Raw genomic sequence first — 16,642 nt, forward strand, 5'->3', positions numbered from 1 at the left:
CCAGTCGATGGCCCGTTCACGACCGCTTCAAGGTAGCCCCACCGCCTTAAGCGGCCAGAAACGCGACGTGAACAATGGAGGGTATGAATTCGCTGCTGCTGAACACCGACGGCGTCCAGATCCCGCAGCTGGGCTACGGCGTCTGGCAGGTCCCCGCCGACGAGGCCGAGCACGCCGTCGGCCTCGCCCTTCAGGCCGGCTACCGGCACGTCGACACCGCCGCCGCCTACGGCAACGAGGAGGGCGTCGGTCGCGCGGTGCGCGCGTGCGGGCGGCCGCGCGAGAAGGTGTTCGTCACGACGAAGCTGTGGAACTCCGACCACGACCGGGCCGAGGCAGCCTTCGACGAGAGCCTGGAACGGCTCGGCCTCGACTACGTCGATCTCTTCCTCATCCACTGGCCGGTGCCGGCCCAGGACAAGTACGTCCAGGCCTGGCGGGCCCTGGAGAAGATCTACCGTGACGGGCGCGCCAGGGCCATCGGGACCTCCAACTTCACGATCGAGACCCTCACCCGGCTCATGAACGAGACGGACATCACGCCGTCCATCAACCAGATCGAGCTCCACCCGTACTTCCAGCAGCGCGAGATGCGGGCCTTCCAGGAGGCCAACGGCATCCTGACGGAGGCGTGGAGCCCGCTCGGCTCGGGCCGCGGATTGCTGGCGGACCCGGCACTGGAGGTGCTGTCGCGCAAGTGCGGCAGGACCCCCGCGCAGATCGTGATCCGCTGGCACCTGCAGCTGGGCCACGTCGTCATCCCCAAGTCCGTGACCCCCGCCCGGATCAAGGAGAACATCGGCGTCTTCGACTTCGTCCTCGACCAGGAGGACATGGCCGTCATCAGCGCGATGAACCGCGGTCAGCGCCTCGGGGCCGATCCCGGCACCTTCAACATGACCTGATTTTTACCTCAGGATACGATTTCCCGCGTGCGAGACTTCACGTGGGGAATTGCGGCGACCGGCGGCATCGCCCGCACCGTGGGCGCGGCCATCGTGGCGGAGCCGGGGATGCGGGTGGCCGCCGTAGGCTCCCGCGACCTCGGGCGTGCCCAGGCCCTGGCCGCCGAGCTGGGGGCGGAGTCGGCGTACGGCTCCTACGAGCAGCTCTGCGCCGACCCGAACGTCGACGCGATCTACGTGGCGACGCCCCACGCCCAGCACCTGCAGGTGGCGGAGGCCGCGATCGCGGCGGGCAAGGCCGTGCTCTGCGAGAAGCCCCTGGCCGCCACCCTCGACGACGCCGAGAAGATGGTGCGCCTGGCCCGTGAGGCCGGTGTGTTCCTGATGGAGGCGATGTGGATGAGGTTCAACCCCCTCGTCCAGCGCCTCGCCGCCGACCCTCGCTTCGGCGAGATCCGCTCGGTGCAGGCGAGCTTCGGGTTCACGCTGCCGTACGACCCCGCGCACCGGTTGTGGGCGCCTGAGCTGGGCGGCGGCGCCCTGCTCGACCTCGGGATCTACCCCTTCGGGCTGGCCCAGGTGCTCATGGGCATGCCCACGGGGCTGCACGTCACCGGCTCCCTCGCCCCCAGCGGCGTTGACGCGGAGGCCGCCGGCGTATTGCTCTACCCCGGCGGCCGACACGCTCTCGTGGCCACCTCGTTGCTCGGGAATTACCCGAACCAGGCGTGTGTTGTGGGTACGCGAATGCGGGCGGACATCCCGGCTCCCTTCTGGGCGCCACAACGGATCGTCCTCTCCGGCCCCGACATGGAGCCGGAGGAGCACGTGCTCGATCCGGCGGACAACGGTTACGCCGGTGAGCTGCGCGAAGTCCGCGCCGCGACGGCCGAGGGCAGGACCGAATCCTCGATCATGCCCCTTGACGAATCCCTGGCCATGCTGGGGCTTCTGGCCGAGGCCCGCAGGCAGCTCGCCTGACGGGCGCTCCATGAGACGGAGCCGACCGGGGTGTTGCACAACCCCGGTGGCGCACACGGTCTCGTGGAAATCTCGTTGCCGGGGAATTACCCCGGGACGAGCCTGGTTGTACACATCGGACGCGGGAGCATCCCGGCGCTCTCCTGAGTGCCTCATCCGCGTCGCCGCAGGCCGTGGGCCCGATCGATTTCTCGATCTTGCGCCTTGACGAATCCCTTGCCATGACGGGGGTTCCGGCCGATGCTCAGAGGCTTTTCGCCTGACTGGGCCTTTATGGAGTTGTAATCCTCTTGCCCCATGTATTACCTTGTGGGGCATCTTGCGGCGAACGTCCGGTTTGTCCGGCGTTGTCCGACCATCGCACGACACATCACAGGATCGTCCTGTGACCGCTGAATCCGCCTTCGGGCGGAACCGGGGACCCAAGTCCTTCCGGGGCGAATCGGCACTTCGGTGCCGTAGGGCAGCTTCCACGCCCGAGCCCGTCAGCTAACCCGGTAAGCGGCATGGAAGCAAGGAGTAAACCCGCTCGATGGCCAAGCACCGTATTCTCGCTGTCTCGAAGAAGAACATCGCCCGTGCCGCTCTCGGCACCTCCGTCCTCGCCTCGGTCCTCGGCGGCACAGCCGTAGCGAACGCCGAAGCCACGACGACGCCGGTCAAGCCCGCCACCGCGGCCGTCACCGCCAACCACCCGGACAACGCCCATAAGGCGGCCGGGAAAAAGGCCCAAGAGACCAAGGTCAGCGTCACCGCGCAGCAGGTCCTGAGCCTGGCCGAGTCCCAGGTCGGCACCTCCGAGAACTCCGCCGGCGGCGGCACGCCGTACCAGAAGTGGTACGCTGCCTCCCAGCGCGCGGCCGAGACCATCGCCCGTGACGGCGGCAACCGCGCCGCTTACCTGAACGCCCCGTGGTGCGCGATGTTCGTCTCCTGGGTCGGCGAGCACTCCGGCGCCCGCCCGGCCGTCGGCTGGGACGCCTACACCGTCACCTACGCCAAGTGGTTCGAGAAGAACGACCGCTGGGGCACCGAGGTGCAGCCCGGCGCCGTGGTCTTCTTCTCCTGGAGCGGCAGCAAGGACCTCGACGCCATCAACCACGTCGGTTTCGTCGTGAAGGACAACGGCGACGGCACGATCTCCACGATCGAGGGCAACACCGGCAACGGCAAGGTCGAGGAGCGCGTCCGGCCGAAGTCGCAGGTCGTCGGCTACGGCTACCCGCAGTACGCCGCCTGACCGATCCCCTCCCCCTCCCCCACGCGAGCGCGTGTCCCCGTAACCCGGGGGCACGCGCTTCGCGCGTTCTCCGGACACCACGCGTTTTGGTGCGTATGAGAACGTATCGAATGAAAAGGTAGCGGAGTAGCATGCTCGCATGACCGCCGACGATCCTCGGAGCGCCTCGCGTGCGACCGGCCGCCCTGGTGACACCACGCCTTTCGCTCTCGGCCTGCTGCTGCGCCAGGCGCACTGGCGCGCGGCCACGGCGATGACGGAGGCGATTCGGCCGCTCGGCATCGAGTTGCGACATTTCGCGGTGATGATCGTGCTGGTCGACCGGGGCGCCACGGTGCAGCGGGACCTCGCGGCGGCGACCGGGTCGGACAGGGCGGGCATCATGCGCGTCGTGGACGATCTGGAACGCATGGGGCTCGCCGTGCGCAAGAGCGTCCCCGGGGACCGGCGCGTGCGATCTGTGGAGATCACCCCCAAGGGTCTCGAGCTCTTCGATGCCGCCCATGTGGCGGCGGAGCCGGCGGCCGAGCGCCTGGTCGGCCACATGGAGCCCGCCGAGGCCGAGCAACTGAGGGATCTGCTGACCCGGTTCGCCTACCCCTCGGGCGGCCAGGCATAGGCCTGGCCGTGCCGTCGGCCCTGTGAGCGTCTGCGGTTCGGCGCGTCCCCCTACACCCCTGTGACCTGTCACACCCTCCAGAAAGTATTGTTCGATACAATCGCGAATGATACAATCGCAGGTGAAACACAGTGGGAGAGCAGTTAGGGAGATGAGGATCGTGGACGTCTACCAGGCGGTCACGAGCCGGCGGGCGGTGCGGGGCTTCACCGACCAGCCCGTCCCGAGAGAGGTGCTGGAGCGCGTGCTGACCGCCGCGGCCCGGTCGCCGTCGGGATCGAACCTCCAGCCGTGGCACGTCTACGTGCTGACCGGAGAGCCGCTGGCCGAGCTCAAGAAGCGCGCGCTCCAGCGGGTCGCTTCGGGCGACGCCTGGGACGAGCGGGAGTACGAGATGTACCCGGCCGACCTGAAGTCCCCGTACCGCGAGCGGCGCTCCGCCTTCGGCCGGGAACGATACGGCGCGCTCGGCATCGCGCGCGAGGACTGGGAGGCGCGCCAGAGGGCCGCCGCCGCGAACTGGGACTTCTTCGGCGCGCCCGCCGCCCTGTTCTGCTACATCGACCGCGACATGGGTCCGCCGCAATGGGCCGACGTCGGCATGTACCTGCAGACCGTCATGCTGCTGCTGCGCGCCGAGGGGCTGCACAGCTGCCCGCAGATGGCGTGGTCGGTGTATCGCAAGACCGTCGCGGAGATCCTGCACCCGCCGGAAGGGCTCGTCCTCTTCTGCGGCGTGTCGATCGGCTTCGAGGACGTCACGACGGGTCACACCCGTAGCGGCCGCGCGCCGCTCGACGAGACGGTCACCTTCGTCGGGGACGCGGTCCGGCAAGCACATGCGGCGTGACGTCCTCCCACCCGAGGCTTCCACCCGAGGCGCCACCGGCGCGAGCCGGCCGGAGCACCGGCATCCCTTCACCCTCATGAGGAGAGACATGACCGACCGGTTCCGCCTCGGCGGCGACCTGACGATCCACCGGCTCGGGTTCGGCGCCATGCGCCTGCCCCAGGGTGGCCCCGGTGCGCCCGTCCGGGACGCCGAGTCCGGGCGCGCCGTCCTGCGGCGGGCCGTCGCGCTCGGCGTGGACCACATCGACACCGCCGGTTTCTATCGCAGCCCGGACGGCTCGGTGCGGGCCAACACCCTCATCCGCGAAGCCCTGGCCCCGTACCCGGACACCCTGGTCATCGCGACCAAGGTCGGCCCGGTGTTCGGTCCGGGCGGTCCCCGCCAGGGCACCGCCGCCGAGCTCCGGTACCAGGTCGAAGCCGACCTGGAGAGCCTGGGCCTGGATCGCCTCGACCTCGTCTACCTGCGCGTCGGCACGACGGAACCCCCGCACGGCGAGTCGCTCGCCGAACGCTTCGAGGCGCTCGCCGCGCTGCGCGAGGAAGGCCTGATCCGCCACCTGGGCATCAGCAACGTCGATGCCGGCCATCTCGCCGAGGCCCGCGCGATCGCTCCTGTCGCGGCCGTCCAGAACAACCTGAGCATCGCCGACCGTGACGAGACGGCCGTCCTGGACGCCTGCGCGCGGGCCGGCATCGCCTTCGTCCCCTTCTTTCCCCTCGGTGGCGGAAAGACCGACATCGCCGACCCTCGCGTGGTCAAGGTCGCCGAACGGCACCGCGCCACCACCCGCCAGATCGCGCTGGCCTGGCTGCTGGCCCTGTCCCCGGTCACCGTGGCCATCCCGGGCACCGGTTCCGTGGCTCATCTGGAGGAGAACGTGACCGCCCGGTCGATCTCCCTCACCGAGGAGGACCTCGCCGATCTCGCGTGATCGGCCCCCACGGAGCGATCACGGCGACGACTTTGAACGACGAGTCCGCCGACGGCCCCGGGCGTACTCGAGGAACGAATCCGATCAGGCTCCGTGGTGAGAGAGGACGGACCATGAGGGTTATCTATCGCCGGAGACCGGCCGCGGACGCCGGTCCGCAGCCCATGGGTCTGCACGCCCTTCCCCGCCCCGTGGCGGTGGCGGTAGGGGGCGGGGGCGTTCTCGGGGCCGCGCAGGTCGGCGTCGGATACGCGCTGGAGCAGCGAGGCTTCGTCCCGGACCTGATCGTCGGAACCTCGGTGGGCGCCCTCAACGGAGCGATCGCAGCCGCCCACCCCGGCGGGGCCGCACCGTGGCTGGATCATGTGTGGACCCACGCCCGTCGCCGTGAGGTGTTCCCGCTGGGCTACCTCTCCTCGCGGGCCAGCGTCTTCGCCGACCGCGGCCTGCGCCGGCTGATCGCCCGTGCCGGGCTGCCGTCACGGATCGAGCACCTGGAGATCCCGTTCACCGCGGTGGCCATGGATCTGGCCACCGGCGCCCAGGTGCTGCTCGACCACGGAGATCTGGAGTCCGCGCTGCTGGCCAGCGCGGCGATCCCGGGCATCCTGCCCCCGGTGGAGCGGGACGGCCGGACGCTCATCGACGGCGGGGTCATCGCCTTCGTCCCGGTGCGGGCGGCCCTGCAGGCCGGGGCGGCCAGCGTGGTGGTGCTGTCGACCGGGCAGAAGGCCGGGCCGCCGCACCCGGCCGGCCCGCCCCGGCGGGCCGGCGCGGTCGCCGCCAGAGCAGGGCTGCTGATGTTGCACCAGCAGATCGAGCGCGACCTGCAGGAGGTGTCGCAACGGATCCCGACCATCGTGGTGCCGACCGGCATCGACAGCTGGCCCGCCCCGTGGGACTTCGGCCATTCCCAGCGGCTGATCGACACGGCGTCCCTCGCGGCGGGCCGTTTCCTCGACGGGCTGCACGTCAGCGGGCCCGGACTGTACCGGGCGGAGAACTCTCCCGCGCCGTCATGGGCGCCCTCGGGGGCCGGCCGATGAGCACCATCGCGTTCCTCAACCTCGCCATGCACGGGCACGTCAACCCGACGCTGCCGGTCGTGGCCGAGCTCGTCCGCCGTGGCCACCGGGTCACGTACCACACCTCGCCCGCGTTCTCGACGGAGATCGAGGGCACGGGGGCGACCGTGTGCCTCTACCCCGGTGGTGACCGGCCGCTGCCCGATCCGCCGATGCCGGTCACGATGCTGGACGGGCTCGCGCATGCCACTGTCGGCCTGCTGCCGCCCGTGCTGCGGGACCTTCGTGACGTACGGCCCGATCTGATCGTCCATGGCTCGGCCTGCCCTTGGGGCGCCGTCGCCGCCCGCGAGCTCGACGTGCCGGCGGCGTCGTTGTTCACCACGTTCGCGTTCGACCGGTCCGTGCCGAGCCCCACCCGCGCCTCGTGGGAACTGCTGGCCGCGGCGGCGGCCCGGCCCCGCGTGGTGCGGGGATACCTGCGGTCGCGGTGGGAGTTGTCCCGCCGCCACGACACCCGTGGGCTGCCCCTGCTCGACCTGGCGAACGTACGTCAGCCGCTCAACCTGGTCTTCACCTCCCGCGCGTTCCAGCCCGGCGTCGAAGCCTTCGGCCCGTCCTACCGGTTCGTCGGCCCGAGCCTCGGCGCCCGTCCGCCCGACCCGACGTTCCCGGCCGATCGCCTGGGAGCCCCGGTGTTGTACGTCTCGATGGGCACGGTGTTCGAGGCCGGCCCGCGTCTGTTGCGCGCCTTCGCCACCGCGCTGGCGCCCCTCGCCGGCACCGTCGTCGTCTCCACCGGACGGACCGATCCGGCCGCGCTCGGTCCGCTGCCGGACAACGTGCTCGCCCGCCGCTTCGTGCCGCAGCCGGAGGTCCTGTCCCGGGCCGCGCTGTTCGTCACCCACGGTGGCATGAACAGCGTCAACGAGGCCCTGCACGCCGGGGTGCCGATGCTGGTGGTCCCGCAGGGCGCGGATCAGCCGCTGACGGCCCGGCGGATCGCCGAGCTGGGCGCGGGCCTGTCGATCCGTGCCCAGGACGCCGCCGCGGAACCGGTGCGGGCCCTCGCCCGGCGCCTGCTCGACGAGCCCCGCTTCCGGGCCGCGGCGGCCGCCCTGCGGGTCGCCCAGCGCGAGGCCGGCGGCCATCTGCGCGCCGCCGACGAGCTCGAGCGCTACCAGCGCAGGACCGGCCGGGCCCCGGTGTCCTCGGCACAGGAGCGCTGAGCGATGTCCTCCGTCGTCGTCGTGCTGCTGTTGTTCGCCGGGCTGTCGGAGTCCGCCGGGCGCATTCTGCCGCTGATAGCTCGCCGGCCCGGCGCGTCGCGGTCCACCGCGATCCTGCTCCTGCTGACCGGTGCCGTGGTGGAGGGCGCCGTGTTCGCGCTGTGGCCCCTGACCGCACGGACCCTCGCCGAGCTGGTGCGGTCGGCTCCGGTGACGGACGGCGCCACGCCGGTCTGGACGGCCGGCCTGGCCGCGCCGCTGCTCCTCGCCGCCGTCCTCGCGTTCCCGCTGCTCGGGCCGCTGCTGCACCTGCTGCTCTTCATAGGGGTCGGGGCCGGCCTCGCCGGCCCGCTCGCCGCGACGACGGGGCTGAACTGGTGGGCCGCCGCGGGCTGCGTGGCCGTCGCCGGAGCCGGGCTCGGCGTCGCCGTCGAGGCGGTCCGGCGGCTGGTCGCGCAGATCAGCGCCATCGGGGTGAAGGAGCCGCTCGCATGATCGATCTCCCGCTCGTCGTCCTGGTGCTCGGGCCGGTCCTGCTCGCCGAAGCCCTGCTCGCCCGCTACGAGGTGATGGCCTACGTGGCCGGTTGGCGGACCCCTGCCGCCGAGCTCCCCCATGGGATGCCGTACGCCCGCGGCGCGGACCCCGGCCGTCCTCCGGACGCCTACCTGGTCTATCTGGACGGCATCGGGAAACGGCGCTTCCGCGACACCCGCGACGGGGGCCAGTTGGTCAGGGCCCTGATCGCCGGAGCGCCGGAGCTGCGGGTGCTCGGTCAGGTGCAGCCGTACTCCCCGCTGGCCCACCCGCTCGCCAACCGGCCCGTGTGGGCGTGGCTTCGCCGCCGCGCCGGGATCCTGCTGTTCCTGCACAACGTGATGCAGATCTTCGTCGCCGCCGACCGGAGATACCGTCCGCTGTACAACCGCGCCGTGGGCGCCCAGATCGCCGACCAGCTGCGCCTGGCCGGTTACCGGCCAGGCGACGGCATACCGGTGGTGCTGCTCAGCTACAGCGGCGGAGCCCAGGTCGCCACCGGCGCGGTGGAGGAGCTGCACGCCCAGCTGCGTGCCCCACTCCTGCTGATCACCATCGGCGGCTTCCACAACGGCGCCAACGATCTCACCCACGCGCGCCATCTCCACCGGCTCACCAGCGCGGGCGACTGGATCGAGCGGGTCTGCACCTGGATCTTCCCCCAGCGCTGGCGGGTCTTCCGCCGCAGCGGATGGAACCGGGCCGTCCTCGCCGGAAAGGTCACCTCGCACCGGCTCGACCCGGCCACCCACATGGGGCGGCGCAGCTACATCAGCCCGGAGGCGCGGCTCTGCGACGGCCGCAGCCACCTCGACCGCACCGCCGGCACCGTGATCGCGCTCATCCGCGCCGACCGCGTTTCGGCAGTGCCGCCACCAGGTGAAACGTGAACGCACGCGGTTTCAGGTTGTGACCCTCCACTCCGGCGGGCGACGGCTCCAGGGCGGCCCGCTGTGCGGCGGTCGGATCACCACGACCCACACCGAGATCATCAGATGGATCACTCGGGCGACCCACTGCCCATGACAGGCCCTAACGTTGCCCCATGTCCGAAATGCCATCACGGGTCGAACTGTGCCCGCTCACCCTTTCCGACCAGGACGAGTTCTGCTCGCTCGTGCGGGCCAGCGCCGAGCTGCACCGGCCATGGATGCAGTTGCCCGCGACCGCGGAGGAGTTCCGGGTCTGGATGCGCCGCTTCGACGACGGCACCAACCTGGGCTTTCTGATCCGTGACCGGGAGACCGGCGCAGCCGCCGGCACCGTCAACATCAACTCGATCATCAGGGGCCGCTACCAGGGCGCGTCCCTCGGCTATGCGGCCTTCAGCCCGTCCGCGGGGCAGGGCTACATGACCGACGGGCTCACCGTCACCCTGCGGCACGCCTTCACCGACCTGCGGCTCCACCGGCTAGAGGCCAACATTCAGCCGGCGAACAAGGCATCCCTGGCCCTGGCCAAGCGCCTGGGCTTCCGTTACGAAGGACTGTCGCCCGCCTACCTCTACATCGACGGCGCCTGGCGCGACCATGAACGCTGGTCCATCACCGCGCCGAACCCCTGGAAACCCGATCCCTCCCTTCCTGAGGTATGAGCCACGCGGCTTATGGAACACGTCCTCGCTCGCCGAGCGGGTCGATCACGTTCTCCGGAATCGGCCGGATCTTCCGCCGGACGTGTCGATCAGCTGCTGGGCACGGTTCCGCAGCAGGCAGGCGGTCCCGGACCAGGTGGGACGTGCGCCCGTCCCCCATAGGAGAGAGCGGCCCCGTACCGCATGGGGTGCGTGCTCATCCCCCGCGTGAAGCGCGCGTATCCGGAGCGCGGGCGTGCGCTTCGCGCGTTCTCGGGAACCGTCGGCGGGGATCGCTACGGTGGTGAGCCCCCACCGACAGGAGGATGCGCATGGGCGCGAAGACCGGCATCATCGCCTACGCCGACGGACCGATCCCCCACGGGCTCCGCGACGCGGGCACGCCCGGTGAGGCGGAGACGGCGGCGCTGGTGCGGCGGGTGTTGCCGGGCCGTGTGCTCACCCCGGCTGAGCCGGGCACACTCGCCGGCAAGGTCTACCCGCCCGAAGATCTCGCCTACGCGACCGGCCTGCCCGGCCTGGAGCTCGTCTGCTCGCAGGAGTTCATGCTCGACCGCCCCTCCGAGCTGCCCGCCCACCTCGTCGAGGCGAGCCGGGGGCGCAGCTCGTCCTGCACGCGATGCACAGCGTCGTCGACTGGCTGGCGTTCGCGGTCTGGGAGGACGGGCGGCTGCGGATGGGCCCTCCGCGCGTCTTCCGGCTCGGCGACGACGGCACCTTCCACGAGATCTCCTTGGACGACGCCTTTACAAAGTAGATTTCAGGGACCCCGAAACTTTTCCTGCGGCGCGTCGATTCGGGGGCCGGCCGTTCGACGCTCTGACGAGACGGACGCACGACGAAGGAGACGACACCGATGAAGTTCATGATCGTGGGCAAGGGCAGCGCGGAGACCGAAGCGGGCGCGCTGCCCAGCCAGGAGCTCGTGGACAACATGCATGCCTACAACGAGGAGTTGACCAGGGCGGGGGTGCTGCTGGCGGGCGAGGGGCTCTACCCCAGCTCGGAGGGGGCGCAGATCGCCTACACCGGCGGCAAGGCGAAGGTCATCGACGGGCCGTTCGCCGAGGCCAAGGAGTTGATCGCCGGGTTCTGGCTGATCCAGGTCAAGTCGCGCGAGGAGGCCATCGAGTGGGCCCTGCGCGTCCCGGTCCCGCCGGGACACGACGGGATCGGGCTCGACGTGTGGCGCGTGTTCGACGCCTCCGACGTGCCGGACGAGTCGCTGCCGCCGGAGAAGCTCGACCGGGAGAAGGCCCTGCGTGAGCGCCTCGGCGCCGACACGCCCGACGAGACCTCATGAGCACGCCGGCCTCGGCCGGCTGACTCGGGGCGCCGGCGCCCTGGCGTGACGTGTACGACATGACCACGGCGGGGGCCACGGGCACTGCGCGGGGCGATGTGAGGCAGGCGCCACGGTGGGGTCGGCGCATCGGCGATGGTGTCGGAAGCGGGCGGCGTTCTGTAGGAGGCGGGGCGGAGTTCTGTCAGAGCCGTCGCTCGCCCGGGTCCGGCCGGATCGGCCCTCCGTACGGGAGGAATGACTCCGTGGACCGGGGCGGGCGGCGGCTATCGGGAAAGGCCGGACATCCGTCAGGGCGTCGGCCGCGGTCGTGCGGTGGTCGTCGCTCGTTCAGCGGCCGGAAGGCCGGTCGCATCGGCGATGGGCGTCCGGCTCTCGCTCCGGCCCGCGTGACCACACTTCGGTTTCGTGCCGTGGTGCGGCTTCTTCCCCGGCCGGCAGTGATGCGGCTTCTGCACCACCCGAATCGTGGCCGTGGCCGTGGCGGAGGTCAGGTCCCCGGCTCTGGCGACCGCGGTGTTGGTGATGGAGAAGCGGCAGCCGCTCCGCTCGCACTCGTCCGCCGTGCCCGCCGGCACGACGAAGATGCCCCTGCAGGTCGTGGACGCTCCCGGGGCCAGAGTCGTGGCCCGGCACCTGATCCGCGTCACGTGGCTGTCCTCGATCCGCACGTCGTTCACCGTGCCGGTGGAGTTGTTCGTGACGACGTACCGGTAGACGACCCTGTTCCCGGGGCGGTACGGACGGGCGTCCGCGACGCTCTTCACCAGGTCGAGCTCTCCCTCTTCTTGCTCCGCGACCTCGATCGTGACCTGTGACTCCGGCGAGTTCACCACGGTCGCGTCCGCCATGCCGGTGGCGGTGGCGACGTTGGTGACCGAGCCGCGCGCGGCGTCCTCCTCGGTGACGACGTAGGCGCCGGTGCAGGTGATGCGCTCGCCGACGTTCAGGGTGACGGGCTCCGTCCCGCAGTCCGCCACACCGACCACGTCGTCGTTCACGACAAGATCGGTGATGTCCATGTTGCCGGTGTTGGCCACCTCGTACTCGTAGCGCACCGTGGTCCCCACCGGCACGGGGTCGGACGGCAAGCCTCCGGCGACGCGCTTGGTGAGGGTCAAGGCCGGTTGTTCCAGGACCGGGCGGACGACGACGTTGCGAATCAGGTGGACGTCGGTGAACAGACCGGTGGAGGCCGCGAACCCGAACTTGTACGTCGAGGGGACCGGTGTGGGCGCGGGCGTGGACAGCACCTGCTGCATGCCGTCGCCGTCGTTGAAGTCGATGGAGACGGTCAGCACGGGGTCGGGCGCCGGGGTGATCCGCACGTTCACCGTGCGGCGCGACTCCTCCAGGTCGTCCTGCGCCTGCTGCGGGTCGTCATCGACCACCCTCGTGGGTCCGTGCAGGTTCCCCGGCAACGTCGAGGGCCACGGCCCGGTGGTGGTGAGGTTGCTCGTGGTGGCGGTCAGGAAGCAGTAGCCTTGGGTCCCGTTCCCAGGCCCTCGTACCGTCACCATGTTGGGCCCCGGAGCCGGGGAGCGGAAGACCGTGCCGGCCGGTGAGCGCTCGGCGCAGCCCATGCCTCGCTGTTCCCAGTCTCCGAAGTAGTTGCCGAGGACGTCGAGGCCGACGCCGACGTAGCCCTGGTCGATGCCGTTTTCGAAGGGGTTGGCGGGATCGTCGTTGGGCCGTTTTTGCGCGTATCCCAGACTGCCGCCGAAGGCGCCCGGCTCCTCGGGCGTGGCGGTGCCGTCGATGAGGAAGAAGGAGATGCCGTCGGCGGGCACGTCCGAGGTGTTGCCGTACTGCCACTGCTCGAAGGTCACGTCCAGGCCCTGCTCCGACGCGATCGGCTCGTCGTACAGAACGGCTGCCGTCTGATTGTTGTCGGCGCTGGTCAGCTGGAGATAGCCGAACGGCGCCCCGCCGGTCGGCGGCACCGGGCCCGCGGCGCCCTCCGGGCATCCCGTGAGCGGATGGCTGCCCGTCCCGGGAGTGGCGGGCGGTGCCCCGGTCAGGCAGGCGGATCCCACTGCCACGAACTCGGGGACCGACGTGGCTCCCGTGAAGGTCTCCTCGACCAGCGGCACCGGCTGTGCCGCAGCCGGCTGGGCCGGTAGGAGCGTGGCCGCCATCATGCCCAGAAGCGCCGTTCCGGCTATGGCGGCCCTCTTGGGGCCAGACTCGCCGATTCTCGATCGAGCGGTATCAGATCGTATGTTCACAGACACCGAACGTAGTCAGAGCGCTGGTGAATCACTTCGCCGACATTGCAAACGATCGCTCACAAGTAGGACCGTCCTGTTTTGCGGACGGCCCCGCGTCGGCCCACCGCACCACGGAACGGGTTGCGGGCAGGGAGCCGGGCTGGTCTCATGGGCCGGTGACGGCTTCCGACACCCACCGTGCCATCGAGGCGGTCTGGCGGATCGAGGCGCCCCGGCTGATCGCCGGGCTCGCCGGGCTGGTGCGCGACGTCGGCCTGGCCGAGGAGCTGGCGCAGGACGCGCTGGTGGCGGCGCTGGAGCAGTGGCCGGAGTCCGGCGTGCCGCGCAACCCCGGCGCGTGGCTGATGACCGTGTCCAAGCGCCGCGCCATCGACCTCATCCGCAGGAACGAACGCCTCCAGCGCAACCTCGCCGAGCTGGGCCACCGCCTCCGGACCGAGGAGGAGCAGCCCGAGCCCGACGAGATCGAGGACGACCTGCTGCGGCTGGTGTTCACGGCCTGCCATCCCGCGCTGAAGACGGAGTCGCGGGTGGCGCTGACGCTGCGGGTGCTGGGCGGGCTGACGACCGACGAGATCGCCCGGGCGTTCCTCGTCCCGGAGCCCACCGTGGCGCAGCGGATCGTGCGCGCCAAACGGACCCTCGCCGACGAGCGGATCCCGTTCGAGGTGCCGCAAGGAGCGGAGCTGGCCGGGCGCCTGTCCGCCGTGCTCGAGGTCATCTACCTGATCTTCAACGAGGGCTACTCGGCGACGGCCGGCGACGACTGGATGCGTCCGGCCCTGTGCGAGGACGCGCTGCGGCTCGGGCGCGTGCTGGCCGGCCTGATGCCGAAGGAGCCCGAGGTGCACGGCCTGGTGGCGCTCATGGAGATCCAGGCGTCCCGGTCGGCGGCGCGTGTGGGCCCGTCCGGCGAGCCGGTCCTGCTGCTGGAGCAGAACCGCGCCCGCTGGGACAGGCTGCTCATCCGGCGCGGCCTGGCCGCCCTCGACCGGGCCGAGGACCTGTCGGGCACGCGCGGCCCGTACACGCTGCAGGCCGCCATCGCGGCCTGCCACGCCCGCGCCGTCGATCCGCAGGACACCGACTGGGTGCGGATCGCGAGCCTGTACGAGGAGCTGGCCAGGATGTCGCGCTCCCCCGTGGTCGAGCTCAACCGCGCCGTGGCCCTGTCGATGGCGTACGGCCCCGCGGCCGGCCTGCGCCTCGTCGACCAGATCGTGGACGAGCCGGCGCTCAAGGGCTACCACCTGCTGCCGAGCGTACGCGGCGACCTGCTGTTCAGGCTGGGACGCCGGCAGGAGGCGCGGGCGGAGTTCGAGCGCGCCGCCGCGATGACCCGCAACGCCCGCGAACGCGCCCTCCTGGAGCGACGCGCCGCCGCCTGCTGACCGCCCGGGGCGTCGACGCAGCCCTGGTTGCGGCTGCGGGCCTCGGCCGCGCCGGCGAGCGGCTTCCGCGGGTTCACGCTGTCGCTCTCGTGTCCCAGCCGGCCACCGTCAACGGCCTCATCGGCGCCGCCCTGGCGCCACGCCGTTGAAGCCGGCCGCGAAGTCGCTGTGGGGCTACGGCGGCGTCGTGCGAGCGCGGACCCTTCACCGACCCGGACGGCTTCGTGTGGGAGGCGGCCTGGGCTCCGTCAGCGCGTCGCGTCGAGGACCGGTTTCACGTCGACGATCGGGGTGCCGTCGAGGGCCTCGAGATCGGCCACCCGCACCCGGAGCCCGTCGATCCCGAGCACCCGGACGCGGTGTAGGCCGATGGGGTTGGGCCGGTCGGAGGAGCGGGTGCTGAAGACACCGGTCAGCGGATTGCGCAGATCACCGCGCGGATGCACGGCCACCACCGATCGATCGGCCAGGTGCAACCACGTGAGGACGAACACCTCATCGCCCACCGTGAGATCGCGGATCCCCTCGGCCATCGCGGGATCGAACACGAGCCACGCGTCGGGAGCGCCCTCCACCCCCTGCTTCGGAGCGCTCCCGCGATCCGTCAGGGACGACCGCACGACTCCGATGGGACGAATCTCGTACGCCATGGCTCCTCCGCCCGATGCGCCGAGACGTTCGATCACATCTTCCTCGATCGGCGTCCGTGAAGGGGAACGTGATCTACGCGCCGCCGCCTGCTGACATGCCCGGCGGCGGATGACACTGTGAAACGGTGGAGAGGCTGAAGATCGCGGCGACCGGGCCGGACGACGCGGCGGCACGCGAGGTGGCGGACCGGCTGGCGGACCTGGCGGCCGGCGCGCCGGTCGCCGTCGCCTCGGCGCCCGCCCCCGAGCCGGGCGCGCACCACCTGGTCGTCGGCGTGGGCGTGCCGGAGGGCGACGCCACGGTGGACGTACGGGTGCCGCGGTCCGCCGAGGCGGTGCGGGAGCTGTGGCGGGGCCGCGTCGCGCCGTTCGCGGACAACCTGGCACGGCGCAGGCGCGCGCCCCGCAGGCAGCACGTCGTGCTCGCCGCGCCGGACCCGTCGTGGCCCGCCCAGGCGGCCCGGCTCATGGCGCGCCTGGCCCGCGTGCTGGGCGAGCGCGCCAGGCGCATCGACCACATCGGCTCGACGTCCGTTCCCGCGATGGCGGCCAAGGACATCATCGACCTCCAGGTGGTGGTGGACGATCTGGCGGCGGCCGTCGAGGCGGCGGCGCTCAGTCACGAGGCCGGCTTCGTCCACGTGACAGGCCCCTTCTACGGCATCGACCGGCACGGGACGCATCATGACGAGCAGGTCGCCGTGGACGCCGATCCCGGCCGGCCGGTGAACGTGCACTTCCATCCGGTGTCCTCGCCGATCTGGACGGAGATGCTGCTGCTGCGCGACTGGCTGCGGGCGGATCCGGCGCACCGGGCCGAGTACGAGGCGGTGAAGCGGGGCCTGGCCGCGCGGCCCGATCACGACGTCAACGACTACAGCCTGGACAAGATGCCCTGGATCAGCCGGGCGCTCGGCCGCGCGGAGGCATGGGCCCCACAGGGCTGACCGCCGGGCCTACGCCGCGGGAGCGCGGGGGCGACGCGAGCAGAGCCGCGGCGCCGACCACGCGACAAGTTCATCTCACCCGGGGCGACATGCCCTCGAAGCGACATGAAAGATGCCACTTGTGCTGGGAGCGCTCCCAAGTAGCCTTATAAGGCTTATATCCCCAAGAATCCGGAATCACAGCATCAAAACGTCCCATCGGT

The 16,642-nt window shown here is 71.2% G+C and carries 17 protein-coding genes, 1 pseudogene and 1 riboswitch; of the genes and pseudogenes, 16 read left to right on the top strand and 2 right to left on the bottom strand.

Annotated elements, in window-relative coordinates; translation table 11 throughout:
• The first annotated feature begins 83 nt into the window (after positions 1-83).
• The 14 genes and pseudogenes from C1J01_RS05130 (at position 84) to C1J01_RS05185 (ending at position 11,220) form a co-directional block, all read left to right on the top strand.
• Entirely contained in the window at positions 84-905 is an 822-nt protein-coding gene (locus C1J01_RS05130) for an aldo/keto reductase (protein WP_111176547.1), read from the top strand.
• A 27-nt stretch (positions 906-932) separates the two neighbouring features.
• Complete coding sequence (locus C1J01_RS05135) at positions 933-1,886, top strand: Gfo/Idh/MocA family protein (protein ID WP_220039738.1); 954 nt, start codon at positions 933-935, stop codon at positions 1,884-1,886.
• 380 nt (positions 1,887-2,266) lie between these two features.
• Positions 2,267-2,405, top strand: a riboswitch (cyclic di-AMP (ydaO/yuaA leader).
• A 13-nt stretch (positions 2,406-2,418) separates the two neighbouring features.
• A complete protein-coding gene (locus C1J01_RS05140; protein WP_111176551.1) occupies positions 2,419-3,126 on the top strand; it encodes a CHAP domain-containing protein in 708 nt (235 codons plus the stop codon).
• Between the two features lie 139 nt (positions 3,127-3,265).
• The gene (locus tag C1J01_RS05145; protein WP_111176553.1) at positions 3,266-3,745 is read left to right on the top strand and encodes a MarR family winged helix-turn-helix transcriptional regulator; all 480 of its coding nucleotides are present in this window, start codon (positions 3,266-3,268) and stop codon (positions 3,743-3,745) included.
• A 151-nt stretch (positions 3,746-3,896) separates the two neighbouring features.
• On the top strand, positions 3,897-4,595 hold the full coding sequence (locus C1J01_RS05150; protein WP_220039739.1) for a nitroreductase: 699 nt from the start codon (positions 3,897-3,899) through the stop codon (positions 4,593-4,595).
• Between the two features lie 88 nt (positions 4,596-4,683).
• Positions 4,684-5,532, top strand: coding sequence for an aldo/keto reductase (locus tag C1J01_RS05155; RefSeq protein ID WP_111176555.1), 849 nt, complete (start codon positions 4,684-4,686; stop codon positions 5,530-5,532).
• 113 nt (positions 5,533-5,645) lie between these two features.
• On the top strand, positions 5,646-6,578 hold the full coding sequence (locus C1J01_RS05160; protein WP_111176557.1) for a patatin-like phospholipase family protein: 933 nt from the start codon (positions 5,646-5,648) through the stop codon (positions 6,576-6,578).
• Positions 6,575-7,786: a macrolide family glycosyltransferase gene (locus C1J01_RS05165; RefSeq protein WP_111176616.1), complete on the top strand. Its 1,212-nt coding sequence runs from the start codon at positions 6,575-6,577 to the stop codon at positions 7,784-7,786. Before C1J01_RS05160 ends, C1J01_RS05165 begins: the two co-directional genes overlap by 4 nt.
• A 3-nt stretch (positions 7,787-7,789) precedes the next feature.
• Positions 7,790-8,281: a hypothetical protein gene (locus tag C1J01_RS05170; protein WP_111176559.1), complete on the top strand. Its 492-nt coding sequence runs from the start codon at positions 7,790-7,792 to the stop codon at positions 8,279-8,281.
• On the top strand, positions 8,278-9,213 hold the full coding sequence (locus C1J01_RS05175) for a hypothetical protein (RefSeq protein WP_111176561.1): 936 nt from the start codon (positions 8,278-8,280) through the stop codon (positions 9,211-9,213). Before C1J01_RS05170 ends, C1J01_RS05175 begins: the two co-directional genes overlap by 4 nt.
• Before the next feature lie 155 nt (positions 9,214-9,368).
• Entirely contained in the window at positions 9,369-9,917 is a 549-nt protein-coding gene (locus C1J01_RS05180) for a GNAT family N-acetyltransferase (RefSeq protein WP_111176563.1), read from the top strand.
• A 311-nt stretch (positions 9,918-10,228) separates the two neighbouring features.
• Positions 10,229-10,533 (top strand): annotated as a pseudogene (locus tag C1J01_RS54060) (DUF6928 family protein); the annotation flags it as partial.
• A gap of 3 nt (positions 10,534-10,536) precedes the next feature.
• Positions 10,537-10,674: a hypothetical protein gene (locus tag C1J01_RS49585; protein ID WP_181448579.1), complete on the top strand. Its 138-nt coding sequence runs from the start codon at positions 10,537-10,539 to the stop codon at positions 10,672-10,674.
• A gap of 99 nt (positions 10,675-10,773) precedes the next feature.
• On the top strand, positions 10,774-11,220 hold the full coding sequence (locus C1J01_RS05185) for a YciI family protein (protein ID WP_111176565.1): 447 nt from the start codon (positions 10,774-10,776) through the stop codon (positions 11,218-11,220).
• A gap of 290 nt (positions 11,221-11,510) precedes the next feature.
• Here C1J01_RS05185 and C1J01_RS05190 read toward each other — a convergent pair whose 3' ends face one another.
• Positions 11,511-13,361, bottom strand: coding sequence for a CLIPPER-2 domain-containing protein (locus C1J01_RS05190; protein WP_111176567.1), 1,851 nt, complete (start codon positions 13,359-13,361; stop codon positions 11,511-11,513).
• A gap of 245 nt (positions 13,362-13,606) precedes the next feature.
• On the opposite strand from C1J01_RS05190, the gene C1J01_RS05195 reads away from it, so the two are divergent.
• Positions 13,607-14,842, top strand: a complete 1,236-nt coding sequence (locus tag C1J01_RS05195) for an RNA polymerase sigma factor (RefSeq protein ID WP_111176569.1) — start codon at positions 13,607-13,609, stop codon at positions 14,840-14,842.
• Between the two features lie 248 nt (positions 14,843-15,090).
• Here C1J01_RS05195 and tsaA read toward each other — a convergent pair whose 3' ends face one another.
• Positions 15,091-15,528, bottom strand: a complete 438-nt coding sequence (gene tsaA, locus C1J01_RS05200) for a tRNA (N6-threonylcarbamoyladenosine(37)-N6)-methyltransferase TrmO (RefSeq protein WP_235854263.1) — start codon at positions 15,526-15,528, stop codon at positions 15,091-15,093.
• A gap of 89 nt (positions 15,529-15,617) precedes the next feature.
• On the opposite strand from tsaA, the gene C1J01_RS05205 reads away from it, so the two are divergent.
• Complete coding sequence (locus tag C1J01_RS05205) at positions 15,618-16,439, top strand: GrpB family protein (protein ID WP_111176573.1); 822 nt, start codon at positions 15,618-15,620, stop codon at positions 16,437-16,439.
• Positions 16,440-16,642: the final 203 nt, after the last annotated feature.

It is taken from the genome of Nonomuraea aridisoli, assembly GCF_003236395.1.
Taxonomy (GTDB): Bacteria; Actinomycetota; Actinomycetes; order Streptosporangiales; family Streptosporangiaceae; genus Nonomuraea; species Nonomuraea aridisoli.

Coding starts and splice junctions, on each gene's coding strand:
- C1J01_RS05175 (WP_111176561.1), top strand. CDS start 8,278: ATGATCGATCTCCCGCTCGTCGTCCTGGTGCTCGGGCCGGTCCTGCTC.
- C1J01_RS05190 (WP_111176567.1), bottom strand. CDS start 13,361: ATGATGGCGGCCACGCTCCTACCGGCCCAGCCGGCTGCGGCACAGCCG.
- C1J01_RS05150 (WP_220039739.1), top strand. CDS start 3,897: ATGAGGATCGTGGACGTCTACCAGGCGGTCACGAGCCGGCGGGCGGTG.
- C1J01_RS05170 (WP_111176559.1), top strand. CDS start 7,790: ATGTCCTCCGTCGTCGTCGTGCTGCTGTTGTTCGCCGGGCTGTCGGAG.
- C1J01_RS05130 (WP_111176547.1), top strand. CDS start 84: ATGAATTCGCTGCTGCTGAACACCGACGGCGTCCAGATCCCGCAGCTG.
- C1J01_RS49585 (WP_181448579.1), top strand. CDS start 10,537: ATGCACAGCGTCGTCGACTGGCTGGCGTTCGCGGTCTGGGAGGACGGG.
- C1J01_RS05155 (WP_111176555.1), top strand. CDS start 4,684: ATGACCGACCGGTTCCGCCTCGGCGGCGACCTGACGATCCACCGGCTC.
- C1J01_RS05185 (WP_111176565.1), top strand. CDS start 10,774: ATGAAGTTCATGATCGTGGGCAAGGGCAGCGCGGAGACCGAAGCGGGC.
- C1J01_RS05140 (WP_111176551.1), top strand. CDS start 2,419: ATGGCCAAGCACCGTATTCTCGCTGTCTCGAAGAAGAACATCGCCCGT.
- C1J01_RS05160 (WP_111176557.1), top strand. CDS start 5,646: ATGAGGGTTATCTATCGCCGGAGACCGGCCGCGGACGCCGGTCCGCAG.
- C1J01_RS05180 (WP_111176563.1), top strand. CDS start 9,369: ATGTCCGAAATGCCATCACGGGTCGAACTGTGCCCGCTCACCCTTTCC.
- C1J01_RS05145 (WP_111176553.1), top strand. CDS start 3,266: ATGACCGCCGACGATCCTCGGAGCGCCTCGCGTGCGACCGGCCGCCCT.
- C1J01_RS05165 (WP_111176616.1), top strand. CDS start 6,575: ATGAGCACCATCGCGTTCCTCAACCTCGCCATGCACGGGCACGTCAAC.